Here is a 12358-nt window from a genome sequence, read left to right as displayed (position 1 = left end):
CGGCGAACCAGCCGCCCTGGGGCAGCGACATTTCCAGGAAGTCCAGGTGCTGGCGCAGTTGCGGCTCGATAAAGGTCTTCTTGACCTTGCCGGCAATCCCGCGGGCGATCGGCTTCACAAAAAACGGCATGGGCGAGTTCTCGATCTTGTCGAACACCAGCTTGAGCAAGAGCGGCGGCATGGCCGAGCCTTCGGCGTAGTGCAGCCAGTAGGTGTAGCGCAGGTGCTCGGGCGTGCCGGCCGCGGGGGCCAGCCGGCCGGCGCCGTAGCGTCCCACCAGGTAGTCGATGATGGCACCCGATTCGGCCAGCGTGAGATCGCCGTCGGTGATCACGGGCGACTTGCCCAGCGGGTGCACGGCGCGCAGCGAGGGCGGGGCCAGCATGGTCTTGGGGTCGCGCTGGTAGCGCTGGATCTCATAGGGCAGGCTCAGCTCTTCCATGAGCCAGAGAATGCGCTGCGAGCGGGAGTTGTTGAGGTGGTGCAGGGTGATCATGGGGATTCCGGAAAAGGGTGGGTGCCATGGTAGGCCATCCCCGGCGGCCTTGAAGCCGCCGCGGCGCGCACCGCGGCCGGCGATTTTTGCACCCGGCAGGGGCGAGCGGGCACCACAAACAGGCATTTTGTACACAATCCTGTCGCTGATCGCATACAAAACCTGGCACAAGCCTTGCACTCAAGGCTGGCATGAACGCCCTTGCCAGCCCCACGCCCGCCGCCATTGAAGCCGTCGCGCTGACCAAACGGTACGCGCCGCAGGACCGGCCTGCGGTGGACGCCATCAACCTGCGCATCGGCAGCGGCAGCTACTGTTGCCTGCTGGGGCCGTCGGGCTGCGGCAAGAGCACGACGCTGCGCATGATGGCGGGCCATGAGTCCGTCACCAGCGGGGACATCCTGCTGGACAACCGCAACATCACCAACCTGCCGGCCGCCGGCCGCGGCACGGCCATGATGTTCCAGAGCTTCGCGCTGTTCCCGCACCTGTCGGCGCTGGACAACGTGGCCTTCAGCCTCAAGATGAAAGGCGTGGACAAGGCGGCGCGGCGGCAACAGGCCGGGGCCCTGCTGGAACGGGTGGCCATGGGCCACCTGGCCGAACGCAAGCCGGCCGAGCTTTCCGGCGGGCAGCAACAGCGCGTGGCGCTGGCGCGCGCGCTGATCACGCAGCCGCGCGTGCTGCTGCTGGACGAGCCGCTGTCGGCGCTGGACCCGTTTTTGCGTATCCAGATGCGCGCCGAGCTGCGCCGCTGGCAGAAGGAGCTGGGCCTGACCTTCATCCACGTCACGCATTCGCAGGAAGAGGCGATGGCGCTGGCCGACACCATGGTGGTGATGAACCACGGGCTGATCGAGCAGGTGGGCTCGCCGCACGAGATCTACAACCGCCCCGCGAGCGAATTCGTCGCGCGTTTCATGGGCGGCCACAACGTGCTGGACACGCCGGCGGGCCGCATAGGCGTGCGCACCGACCACATGCAGATCACCCCAGCCGGCCAGGCGGCCCCCGACGCGGCGCACAACCGGCGCGCGGTGGTCACCGATGTCGAGTACCAGGGCACCTATGTGCTGCTGGGCCTGCAGAACCCCGGCGTATCGCTGAGCGCCAGCAGCACGGCGGAGCTGTCGGTGATGGTGCCGGAAGCGGCATTCGCGGCCCGGCCCTATGCGCCCGGCGACAGCGTGCAGCTGTCATGGGCGCCCGAGGCGGCGCACACGCTGCAGGCCGCGGCGCCTGCCTGACCATTTTTGTTTTTCTGTTTTCAACCGTCCCTTCGCAAGAAGTTTCCACCCCCAGCACAGGAGTTTTCACCATGTCCGACGCTCTTCCTGATCAACAAGCTCCCCAAGACATCGCCGCTGACACACCGGCAGGCGGCGTGGCCCGCCGTTCCCTGCTCAAGGGCACGGCCGGCATCCTGGCCACGGGCATGTTCCCGGCCGTGCATGCGCAGGAAAAAATCGTGCTGCGCTACCTGGGCACCGCGGTGAACCAGGACAAGGCGATTGCCGAGAAGTTCAAGGCCGACACCGGCATCACCATCCAGTACGTGGCCGTCACCACCGACGACGTGACCAAGCGCGCGGTGACCGCGCCCAACAGCTTTGACCTGATAGACACCGAGTACTTCTCGCTCAAGAAGATCGTGCCCACCGGCAACCTCAAGGGCATAGACACCAAGAAGATCAAGAACGCCGACAAGATCACCTCGCTGTTCACCACCGGCACGGTGGCCGGCAAGGCTGTGGGCGACCAGGGCACGGCGCCCAAGAAGGTGATTTACCTCGAAGGCGAAAAGAGCAAGGTCTTCGCCAAGAGCCCGACGCAGTTCATGTCGCTGATTCCCACGGTGTACAACGCCGACACGCTGGGCATACGCCCCGACCTGATCAAGCGCCCCATCAGCTCCTGGGCCGAGTTGCTGAACCCCGAGTTCAAGGGCAAGGCCGCGATCCTGAACATCCCGTCCATCGGCATCATGGACGCGGCCATGGTGGTGGAGGCGAAAGGCATCTACAAATACCCGGACAAGGGCAACATGACGAAAAAGGAGATCGACCTGACGATCGCCACGCTGATCGAGGCCAAGAAGGCCGGCCAGTTCCGCGCGCTGTGGAAGGACTTCAACGAGTCGGTCAACCTGATGGCGTCGGGCGAGGTGGTGATCCAGTCGATGTGGAGCCCCGCCGTGACGGCCGTGCGCACCAAGGGCATCGCCTGCAACTTCCAGCCGCTGAAAGAGGGCTACCGCGCCTGGGCCGCCGGCTTCGGCCTGCCCGCCACGCTCTCGGGCAAGAAGCTGGACGGCGCCTATGAATTCATCAACTGGTTTCTCGACGGCTGGGCCGGCGCCTACCTGAACCGCCAGGGCTATTACAGCGCCGTGCTGGAAACCGCCAAGGCCAAGATGGAAGCCTATGAGTGGRCCTACTGGATGGAAGGCAAACCGGCGTCGCAAGACATCAAGAGCCCCACCGGCGACGTGCTGGCCAAGGCCGGCGCGGTGCGCGACGGCGGCAGCTACGAAGCGCGCATGGGCGGGATTGCCTGCTGGAATGCGGTGATGGACGAAAACAATTACATGGTCCAAAAGTGGAATGAATTTGTAGCAGCCTAGAAGTAGGCACACCCCCGTTGACGCTCACTTCGTGTAGCGTCCTCCCCCCTTGCAGGGGGCGCCCGCTGCGGCCCGGCAAAGCCGGTTCCGCGCGGACGCTGGGCTGATTCGGCTCGCTTCGCTTGCCCTTGGTTTTGTCGTCGTTCAACTGGATTTCTATGAGTGCTCCTGCTGTCGCTGCACATTCCGCCCCGGCCAAGGCGCCCGGGCGTGCGCTGGCCGCCTGGTGGCAGGCCATGCCGCTGACAGCGGTGTTTGTGCTGTTCTTCCTGGTCCCGCTGGCGCTGGTGCTGGCGGTGAGTTTCTGGGACTTCAATGAATACGAGTTGCTGCCGGGCTTCACGCTGAAGAACTACTTCGCCATCTTCGATGGCTGCGGCAACACCGCCGAGCTGTGCGTGACCTTCAAGACCTATTTGTCGACCTTCAAGTTCAGCTTCCTGGTGTGGCTGATCACGCTGGTGACGGGTTTCATGGCGTCCTACTTCCTGGCGTTTCACGTGCGATCGCAAGGGGTGCAGACGCTGCTCTTCGTGCTGTGCACCATCCCGTTCTGGACATCCAACGTGATCCGCATGATTTCGTGGGTGCCGCTGCTGGGCCGCAACGGCCTGGTCAACCAGAGCCTGGTGGGCATGGGCGTGGTGAACCAGCCGGTGGAGTGGCTGCTATTCTCGGACTTTTCGGTGGTGCTGGCCTTTGTGCACCTCTACACGATGTTCATGATCGTGCCCATCTTCAACTCGATGATGCGCATAGACCGCAGCCTGATCGAGGCGGCCAACGACAGCGGCGCCTCGGCCTGGCAGACGCTGTGGAACGTCATCGTGCCGCTGTCGCGCACCGGCATCATCATCGGCTCCATCTTCGTCATCACCATCGTGATGGGCGACTTCGTGACCATAGGCGTCATGGGCGGCCAGCAGATCGCCTCCATCGGCAAGGTCATCCAGGTGCAGACCTCCTACCTGCAGTTTCCGCTGGCGGCGGCCAATGCGGTGATCCTGCTGGCGCTGGTGCTGATGATCATCTGGGCCTTGACGCGGCTGGTCGACATCCGGAAAGAACTATGACCCCCACGCTTGTCACTTCGTGTACTACGCTGCCCCCCCGAGGGGGCTGGCCTTGCTTGGGGCGGCCCGGCGCTGCGGCCCCTCCTGCGGAGGTTCTAAGCTATGTCCGATAAACGCTCTGCCGGTTTCTGGTTCCTCGCCGCATTTTTTGCGCTCTTTGTACTGTTCCTGTACGGCCCGATGTTCGTCATCGTGCTGCTGAGCTTCCAGGGCCCGGAAGGCGGGCTGACCTTTCCGCTGCGCGGTGTCTCGCTGCACTGGTTCCACAAGCTGGCCGAGGGCCTGGGCGTGGTGGACATAGGCGCGGCGCTGAAACGTTCGCTAGGCCTGGGCCTGGCGGTGACGGCGTTCACGGTCGTGCTGTCGGTGCTGGCCGGCCTGGCTTTCCGCAAAAAGCTCGCGGGCGGCAACACCCTGTTTTTTGTGGTGGTGTCCAGCCTGATCATGCCGTCCATCATCGTGTCGCTGGGCATAGGCCTGGAGTTCCGGCTGCTGGACAACGGCATCAAGAAAGCGCTGGAGCTGCTGGGCATGTCCGGCGCGCTGGAAGATTACGGCACGGCGCTGGGCCTCTTTACCTCGGCGCTGGGCGCGCACCTGACCTGGACGCTGCCCTTCGGCCTGCTGATCATGTTCGCCGTCTTCAACCGCTTCAACCCGGCTTACGAGGAAGCCGCGCGCGACCTGGGCGCCACGCCGTGGCAGGGCTTTCGCCACGTGGTGCTGCCGCTGGTCGCTCCCTCGGTCGTGGGCATAGGCATGTTCGGCTTTACCCTGAGCTGGGACGAAATCGCCCGCACCTCGCAGGCCATCGGCGACGTCAACACGCTGCCGCTGGAACTGCAGGGCCTGACGACCACCGTCACCACGCCGTCCATCTACGCGCTGGGCACCGTCACCACCGTGGTGTCGCTGGGGGTGATGGCCCTGGCCATGGGCCTGGCATGGTGGCTCGGCAGGCGGCAGAAAAAAGGACATCGATGAGCCCCGCGAATACGGCAGCTTCCGCAACGCCCCTGACCGACAGCGAGATGTATGAGCGCGTGGTCTCGGCCATCCTCGACCACCGCCTGCCGCCGGGCACCAAACTGGGGGAAGACAAGCTGGCCGGTGCCTTCGGCGTGTCGCGCACGCGCATACGTCCGGTGCTGGTGCGCCTGGCCAATGAGCGGCCGACATGCGCCAGCTCAAGCGCTGCATCGACGACGAGGAAGCCGCGCGGCTGGCCGGCGACATGCACCGCGCGATCCGGCTGTCGGGCGACTTCCACCTGCAGATCGCCGAGCGCGCCGGCCACCAGACGCTGGGCCGCATCCTGCGCGAACTGACCTCGCGCACCTCGCTGATCCTGATGACCTACAGCACAGGCCACAAGGACAGCCGTGACGAGGCTGCCGCCTGCGGCTGCCGCGAACACCGCGTCCTGCTGGACGCCATCCGCCTGCGCGACCCGCGGGAAGCGACGCGCCACATGCGCGAGCACCTGACCCGCCTGGAGTCGCAGCTGCAGTTCACGCCGCCGGCGGGTGAGGCGCCGGATCTGTCGGCGCTGTTCTCCTGATGTGGCCTATGAAGAATTCTGGGAGTGCAACCCGTAGAGGTATTCCACCAGCGGGGGCCGCGGGTCCGGCTTTGCCGGCCCCAGGCGCCGCCCCCTCGAGGGGGGAACAGGCTACACGCAGTGAGCCTGGACGGGGGTGAGTTCTTTCATGCGTAGGCTTTTGGTCATCAATCCGAACACTTCAGCGTCGGTCAGCGCATTGCTGCAAACCCATGTGCAGGCCGCCGCCGGGCTGCACGTGCAGGTCAGCACCGTCACCGCGCGTTTCGGCGCGCCCTACATTTCGGACGAAGCCAGTTACGCGGTGGCCGCGCATGCCACGCTGGACACCTGGGCGGCTGCCCTGGCCGGCGCGAAGGAAGCGCCCGACGCGGTGCTGATAGGCTGCTTTGGCGACCCCGGACTGCTGGCGCTGCGCGAAAGCAGCCCGGTCCCCGTCACCGGCCTGGCCGAGGCGGCCTTCATCGAGGCGGCGCGCCATGGCCGCTTTGCCATCGTTACCGGGGGCGAGCGCTGGGGCCCCATGCTGCAGCGGCTGGCCCAGGCGCTGGGCCATGCGCCTTCGCTGGCCGGCATCCACACCGTGGCGCCGACCGGCGCACAGCTCGCCGCCGACCCGGCCGCCGCGCGCACCCTGCTGGCCCAGGCCTGCCGCGATGCGGTGCGCCAGCTGGGCGCGCAGGCGGTGATCCTGGGTGGGGCGGGCCTGGCGGGCATGGCCGCGGCCCTGCAGCCCGGGGTCGGCGTGCCGCTCATCGACAGCGTGCTGGCCGGCGCCCATTGGGCCCTGCGCAGCCATGCGCCGCCGCCGCAGCGCGGCACGCCGGGCTTCGACGTGCCCTGGGAAAACCTCTCGCCGGAACTGAGCGCTTTGGGTCTGTAGATCCCGGCCGAACGGGCAGGAGGCAGGGATATGTGAGCGCGCACTGCAGCTGGCAGTCATAAAGCCTAAAATGTCCCTGTGACCCCGCAAAACATCCTGAATGCCGACCTGCATTGCCACTCTGTGGTCTCGGACGGCACGCTGACGCCGGAGGCGCTGGCCGAACGGGCCAAGGCCAACGGGGTGGAACTCTGGGCCCTGACCGACCACGACGAAATCGGCGGCCAGCAGCGCGCCGCGGCGGCCGCCAAGGCCCAGGGCATGCACTACCTGACGGGCACTGAGGTCTCCGTCACCTTCGCCGGGCAGACCGTGCACATCGTGGGCCTGGGTTTTGACGCCGAAAATCCCGACATCGTGCAAGGCCTGCGCAACACGCGCGGCGGGCGCGAACAGCGCGCGATGGAGATGTCGGACTCGCTGGCCAAGGCCGGCATCAAGGGTGCTTACGAGGGCGCGCTGAAGTTTGTCGGCAACCCCGAGCTGATCTCGCRCACGCATTTCGCGCGTTTCCTGGTCGAAAGCGGCGTGTGCCGCGAAACCAACGAAGTCTTCCGCAAATACCTGACCGAAGGCAAACCCGGCTACGTGCCGCACCGCTGGGCGACGCTGCGCGACGCCGTGACCTGGATCACCCAGGCCCAGGGCGTCGCGGTGATCGCCCACCCGGGCCGCTACAAGTTCACCCCCAACGAGGAATACGCCTTGTTCACCGAGTTCAAGTCCCACGGCGGGCGCGGCGTGGAGGTTGTCACGGGCAGCCACACACCCCAGGAATACCTCAAGTACGCCGAGACGGCCAAGGAATTCGGCCTGGCCGCCTCGCGCGGCAGCGACTTCCACAGCCCCGACGAGAGCCACACCGACCTGGGCACCCTGCCCTTCCTGCCGGGTGAACTCACGCCGGTCTGGGAACTGCTGGCGGACCGCATCCAGTGATGGCCGGTCCCGCCAAAAATACCTCCCACGCCCCGACCGGCATCGCGCTCCTGGTGGGCGCGGTCGGCTGTTTCGCGGTGCTGGACACCACCACCAAGGTCATTTCCAACAGCGTGCCGCTGCTGATGGCGCTGTGGTTCCGTTATGCCTTCCAGGCCGTGGCCACCACCCTGGCGGTGCTGCCGTCGCGCGGCCTTTCGGTGCTGCGCACGGCGCACCCGAAATACCAGCTGCTGCGCGGCCTGCTGCTGCTGTTCACCAGCCTTTTTGCGTTCTACAGCCTGCGGCACATGCCGGTGGGCGAGTTCACCGCCATCGTGATGATCACGCCGCTGGTCATCACCCTGCTGGCCTCGCTGACGCTGGGCGAGCGCGTGTCCTGGCTGCGCTGGACGCTGGTGGTGGGCGGCTTCGCGGGGACAATCATCATCATCCGGCCCGACGGCGACGACTTCAACTGGGCGATGCTGCTGCCGATAGGTTTGGTGATCTGCAACGCCTGGTTCCAGATCCTGACCAGCCGGCTGGCGCGCACCGAAGACCCTTTCACCATGCACTTCTACACCGGCTGGGTGGGTACGCTGGCCGCCTCGCTGGCCCTGCCCTTTGTCTGGGCCTCGCTGGACTCCTGGACGCTGTGGGCCAGCCTGGCGCTGATGGGCCTGATGGGCACGGTCGGCCATTTCATGATGATCCTGGCCTACGGCCGCGCGCCGGTGTCCACGCTCACGCCTTTTCTTTATGCGCAGATCGGCTTTGCCATGCTGGGCGGCTGGATCGCGTTTTCGCATGTGCCGGACCGCTGGTCCATGGTGGGTATGGGGATGGTCGCCGTCTGCGGCGCGGTAGGCGCCTGGCTCGCGGTGCGCCAGGGCCGCGTGCCGATAGAGCCCGTCGAGTCTTGAATCCAGCGCTTTGAAAACCATCTGACGCTATGGCCCAGTTTTTTGAAGTTCACCCCGAGAACCCGCACACCCGGCTGCTCAAGCAGGCGGTGGCATTGCTGGAGCGCGGCGGCATCGCGGCCGTGCCGACCGATTCAAGCTATGCCCTGGTCTGCCACCTCGACGACAAGGCCGCGGCCGACAGCCTGCGCCGCATACGCGGGGTGGACGACAAGCATCACCTGACGTTGCTGTGCCGCGACTTGAGCGAGCTGGCCAATTACGCGCGTGTCGACAACAAACAGTTCCGCCTGCTGAAAGCCGCCACGCCCGGGCCCTACACCTTCATCCTCGAAGCCAGTAAGGAAGTGCCGCGCCGCGTGAGCCACCCTTCGCGCAAGACCATAGGCCTGCGGGTGCCCGAACACAAGGTGCTGCAGGCGCTGCTCGAGCTGCACGGCGCGCCGCTGCTGGCCACCACGCTGATCCCGCGCGGCGGCGGCGAGCCGCTCAACGACGCGCACGAGATACGCGAATTGCTGGAGCACGAACTGGCCGCCGTGATAGACGCCGGCGCCTGCCACCAGGAAGCCACCACGGTGATAGACCTGACGCCCATGGGTGAGGGCGGCGATCCCGTGGTGGTGCGGCAGGGGCGAGGTGACTTAGCGGCGCTGGGCCTTTAACCCACGAGCTCCCTTCCAAGCAGGGGCCGCGGAACCCGCTTTGCCGGGCCGCAGGCGCAGCGCCCCCTCGGGGGGCAGAGAGCTACGCGCAGCGAGCGAACGTGGGGGCACACAGTCCAGTGAGACAATCCCGGGATGGATATCGCCAACCTGATTCAAACCGTCGCCATCTATGCGCTGCCGGTGCTGTTCGCCATCACGGTGCACGAAGCCGCGCACGGCTATGTGGCCCGTCACTTTGGTGACAACACAGCCTGGATGATGGGCCGCGTGACGCTCAACCCCATCAAGCACATAGACCCGGTCGGCACCATCCTGATGCCGCTGCTGCTGTACTTCGCAACTTCGGGGACTTTCCTGTTTGGGTATGCCAAGCCGGTGCCGGTGCAGTTCGGCAACCTGCGCAAGCCCAAGCGCGACATGATCTGGGTGGCGCTGGCCGGCCCCGCCGCCAACTTCATCCAGGTGATCATGTGGGCCGTGGTGTACGCATTGCTCGTCGGGGCCGGTATCTCCGAGCCTTTCTTCCTCGTGATGTGCCAGGCCGGCGTGCTCGTCAACCTCGTGATGTGGGCCTTCAACCTGTTTCCGTTTCCGCCGCTTGACGGCGGGCGCATCCTGATGGGCCTGGTGCCATGGAAGCAGGCGCAGTTTCTCGCGCACCTCGAGCCATGGGGCTTTTTCATCGTCATGGGGCTTGTCCTCCTCGGCGTCGTCAGCGCCTACTGGCTCTGGCCACTGGTCGTGCTCGGCTACGGCCTGCTGGACCTGCTCAATCTCACCATCTCCCTGCCCCCAAGACTGCTATGAGTTCACCGTCCCCCACCCGCTTCCTGACCGGCATCACCACCACCGGCACGCCCCACCTGGGCAATTTTGTCGGCTCCATCCGGCCCTCGGTGCAGGCCAGCTTCCGCGCCGACGTGCGCAGCTTTTATTTCCTGGCCGACTACCACGCGCTGATCAAGTGCGACGAGCCTGCCCGCATCCAGCAGTCCACACTCGAGATCGCCGCCAGCTGGCTGGCCGCCGGGCTGGACCCGGAGCGCGTGACCTTCTACCGCCAGTCCGACATCCCCGAGATTCCCGAGCTGACCTGGCTGCTCACCTGCGTCACCGGTAAGGGCGTGCTGAACCGTGCCCATGCCTACAAGGCCTCGGTCGACAAGAACGAGGCGGCCGGCAACGACCCGGACGCCGACGTCACCGCCGGGCTCTTCATGTACCCGGTGCTGATGGGCGCGGACATCCTGCTGTTCAAGACGCACAAGGTGCCGGTCGGGCGCGACCAGATCCAGCACATCGAGATGGCGCGCGACATGGCCCAGCGCTACAACCACCTCTACGGCGAGCACCTGGTGCTGCCCGAGGCGGTGATCGAGGAATCGGTCGCCCTGCTGCCCGGCCTGGACGGGCGCAAGATGAGCAAGAGCTACGACAACACGATTCCGCTGTTCACGCCGCGCGAGCAGATGCGCAAGCTGATCGCCGGCATCGTCACCGACTCGCGCGCGCCCGGCGAACCCAAGGACGTTGAGGGCTCGGCGCTGTTCCAGATCTACCAGGCCTTCGCCGGCGCCGAGGAAACCGAAGCGTTACGCAAGGCTTACGCCGAAGGCATCGCCTGGGGCGACGCCAAGCAGCTGCTGTTCGAGCGCATAGACCGCGAAGTCGCGCCCATGCGCGAGCGCTACCACGCCCTGATGGCCGACCCCGGCAAGATTGAAGCCATCCTGCAGGCCGGCGCGCAAAAGGCCCGCGCCGAGGCCACGCCCTTCATGGCCGAGCTGCGGCGCGCCGTGGGCCTGCGCAAGCTGGACACCCGCCCGGCCACGCCGGCCGGGGCCAAGGCGGCAAAAACAGCGAAGAGCGCCGTGCCGGCCTTCAAGCAGTACCGCGAAAAGGACGGCCTGTTTTATTTCAAGCTGCAGGACGCCGAGGCCCGGGTGCTGCTGCAAAGCCGCGGCTTTGAAGCGCCGCGGGACGCCGCGCAGATGATTGCCGCGTTGCAGCAAGACGGCCAGGCGGCCTTGGCGGGGCTGCTGGCGCAGGGGCAGGTCCAGGTTTTGCCGGGCGTCAGCGACACCGACGTGGCGGCGGCCTTGCGGTTTTTTGCGGAGGCGGCGGCTTCCTAGGAACAGTCCACGGCCTGGGCCTTGTTGTTTTTTTGGATCAGCGTTCTGAAAAAATACCGCAATTGCCCGTTTATTTATGCCCCAAAGTTGACACACAGCAGTTATGCTCGATGGCTAATAGGACCAATACTTTAGACCTGATTAATGAGTATTTTTGTAATAGATGACCACCCGCTCATGCGCGAAGCGGTTGTTATGTTGATCCGCCGCCTGAGCAGCAAGGCCACCGTGACCGAGCTGGACCGGCTCGCTGCCGTCATGCCCGCCGTGCAGGAACAGGGCATTCCCGAACTGATCTGCCTGGATCTGCGCCTGCCCGACACCAACGGTGTTTCCGGCGTGCGCGAACTCAAGCAGCAATTCCCCGGCGTGCCCCTGGTGGTACTGTCGGCCGCGCCGGCCCAGGACTACGAGGATCTCTCGATCGAGGCGGGCGCGGATGCCTACATCCAGAAGTCGGCAGGCGCCACCGAGATCTCCAACGTGCTGCGCGTCTTCCTCAGCGAAGACCTGGACCCGGAACCCTCCACTCCGACCGAAAAGCTCTCCAAGCGGCAAAAACAGCTGCTGGTGATGCTGGACAAGGGCATGAGCAACCGCGACATCGCTGAAGAACTGCAGATCAGTGAGCACACGGTCAAGGTTCATTTGTGGCGCCTCTTCAGGCGCCTCAACGTCAAGAGCCGGTCGCAGGCTAGCCACCTGGCTCGCACACAGGGCTTGCTCTAATCAGTCTCCGGGCCGCCTGCGGCCTGGCGCTCATGCCTCTTGCTGAGGTCTGCTGGCCGGGGGTAGCCCGGCAGCTACTCACTTTTCTTTTGCTTCGCCAAAAGAAAAGTAAGCAAAAGAAAAGGCGACCCTGGTTGCTGCGTCCCTCCGCTTCGCTACGGGCAACCTGCGGTGCTCGGTTCAGGCGGGGTCTCGCTAAACTCGCCTTCGGCTCAAACAACGCGATCCCTGATCCGCCTGAACCTCCGCTCCTCGGCGCATCGACAAGGGGGGGGAGCGGGGAATAGAAATCCAAATACTGAATACCTGAAGACACAAGGACTCGCCTTGGCGAGTCCTTGTTCTTGTT

12 protein-coding genes and 1 pseudogene are annotated in these 12358 nt (G+C 65.5%); 12 read left to right on the top strand and 1 reads right to left on the bottom strand.

The features are described from left to right. A partial coding sequence (locus AC1D0P_RS19045; protein ID WP_477678189.1) for a glutathione S-transferase occupies positions 1–496 on the bottom strand: 496 nt, incomplete at its 3' end. A gap of 191 nt (positions 497–687) precedes the next feature. On the opposite strand from AC1D0P_RS19045, the gene AC1D0P_RS19040 reads away from it, so the two are divergent. The 12 genes and pseudogenes from AC1D0P_RS19040 to AC1D0P_RS18985 all read left to right on the top strand — a co-directional run bounded on the left by AC1D0P_RS19040 (position 688) and on the right by AC1D0P_RS18985 (position 12009). Continuing rightward, complete coding sequence (locus AC1D0P_RS19040; RefSeq protein WP_477678188.1) at positions 688–1743, top strand: ABC transporter ATP-binding protein; 1056 nt, start codon at positions 688–690, stop codon at positions 1741–1743. 71 nt (positions 1744–1814) lie between these two features. Beyond that, positions 1815–3119 (top strand): ABC transporter substrate-binding protein, encoded by a 1305-nt coding sequence (locus tag AC1D0P_RS19035; RefSeq protein ID WP_477678187.1) that lies wholly within the window; start codon positions 1815–1817, stop codon positions 3117–3119. 158 nt (positions 3120–3277) lie between these two features. Further along, the gene (locus AC1D0P_RS19030; RefSeq protein ID WP_477678186.1) at positions 3278–4192 is read left to right on the top strand and encodes an ABC transporter permease; all 915 of its coding nucleotides are present in this window, start codon (positions 3278–3280) and stop codon (positions 4190–4192) included. A gap of 102 nt (positions 4193–4294) precedes the next feature. Continuing rightward, positions 4295–5176, top strand: coding sequence for an ABC transporter permease (locus AC1D0P_RS19025; protein ID WP_477678185.1), 882 nt, complete (start codon positions 4295–4297; stop codon positions 5174–5176). After that, positions 5173–5753 (top strand): annotated as a pseudogene (locus AC1D0P_RS19020) (GntR family transcriptional regulator). The gene AC1D0P_RS19025 and the pseudogene AC1D0P_RS19020 overlap by 4 nt, the downstream one beginning before the upstream one ends. Positions 5754–5901: 148 nt before the next feature. Beyond that, positions 5902–6636: an aspartate/glutamate racemase family protein gene (locus AC1D0P_RS19015; RefSeq protein ID WP_477678184.1), complete on the top strand. Its 735-nt coding sequence runs from the start codon at positions 5902–5904 to the stop codon at positions 6634–6636. A gap of 78 nt (positions 6637–6714) precedes the next feature. After that, positions 6715–7575, top strand: coding sequence for a 3',5'-nucleoside bisphosphate phosphatase (locus tag AC1D0P_RS19010; RefSeq protein WP_477678183.1), 861 nt, complete (start codon positions 6715–6717; stop codon positions 7573–7575). Beyond that, entirely contained in the window at positions 7575–8480 is a 906-nt protein-coding gene (locus AC1D0P_RS19005) for a DMT family transporter (protein ID WP_477678182.1), read from the top strand. The genes AC1D0P_RS19010 and AC1D0P_RS19005 overlap by 1 nt, the downstream gene beginning before the upstream one ends. Before the next feature lie 29 nt (positions 8481–8509). Continuing rightward, positions 8510–9145, top strand: coding sequence for an L-threonylcarbamoyladenylate synthase (locus AC1D0P_RS19000; RefSeq protein ID WP_477678181.1), 636 nt, complete (start codon positions 8510–8512; stop codon positions 9143–9145). A 135-nt stretch (positions 9146–9280) separates the two neighbouring features. Then, positions 9281–9955, top strand: coding sequence for a site-2 protease family protein (locus AC1D0P_RS18995; RefSeq protein ID WP_477678180.1), 675 nt, complete (start codon positions 9281–9283; stop codon positions 9953–9955). Next, positions 9952–11280: a tryptophan--tRNA ligase gene (locus AC1D0P_RS18990; RefSeq protein ID WP_477678179.1), complete on the top strand. Its 1329-nt coding sequence runs from the start codon at positions 9952–9954 to the stop codon at positions 11278–11280. The genes AC1D0P_RS18995 and AC1D0P_RS18990 overlap by 4 nt, the downstream gene beginning before the upstream one ends. Before the next feature lie 144 nt (positions 11281–11424). Further along, positions 11425–12009: a response regulator transcription factor gene (locus AC1D0P_RS18985; protein WP_436157339.1), complete on the top strand. Its 585-nt coding sequence runs from the start codon at positions 11425–11427 to the stop codon at positions 12007–12009. The last annotated feature ends 349 nt before the right edge of the window (positions 12010–12358 follow it).

Source organism: Polaromonas sp. P1_G2, assembly GCF_056405515.1.
Note: the sequence above shows the minus strand (reverse complement) of the source record. Positions and strands in the feature narration are given on the sequence as shown.

What these genes read in the sequence shown, in the direction of transcription:
- AC1D0P_RS18990 (WP_477678179.1), top strand. Translation starts at nt 9,952, where the DNA reads ATGAGTTCACCGTCCCCCACCCGCTTCCTGACCGGCATCACCACCACC.
- AC1D0P_RS19030 (WP_477678186.1), top strand. Translation starts at nt 3,278, where the DNA reads ATGAGTGCTCCTGCTGTCGCTGCACATTCCGCCCCGGCCAAGGCGCCC.
- AC1D0P_RS19005 (WP_477678182.1), top strand. Translation starts at nt 7,575, where the DNA reads ATGGCCGGTCCCGCCAAAAATACCTCCCACGCCCCGACCGGCATCGCG.
- AC1D0P_RS19000 (WP_477678181.1), top strand. Translation starts at nt 8,510, where the DNA reads ATGGCCCAGTTTTTTGAAGTTCACCCCGAGAACCCGCACACCCGGCTG.
- AC1D0P_RS19025 (WP_477678185.1), top strand. Translation starts at nt 4,295, where the DNA reads ATGTCCGATAAACGCTCTGCCGGTTTCTGGTTCCTCGCCGCATTTTTT.
- AC1D0P_RS19040 (WP_477678188.1), top strand. Translation starts at nt 688, where the DNA reads ATGAACGCCCTTGCCAGCCCCACGCCCGCCGCCATTGAAGCCGTCGCG.
- AC1D0P_RS18985 (WP_436157339.1), top strand. Translation starts at nt 11,425, where the DNA reads ATGAGTATTTTTGTAATAGATGACCACCCGCTCATGCGCGAAGCGGTT.
- AC1D0P_RS18995 (WP_477678180.1), top strand. Translation starts at nt 9,281, where the DNA reads ATGGATATCGCCAACCTGATTCAAACCGTCGCCATCTATGCGCTGCCG.
- AC1D0P_RS19015 (WP_477678184.1), top strand. Translation starts at nt 5,902, where the DNA reads ATGCGTAGGCTTTTGGTCATCAATCCGAACACTTCAGCGTCGGTCAGC.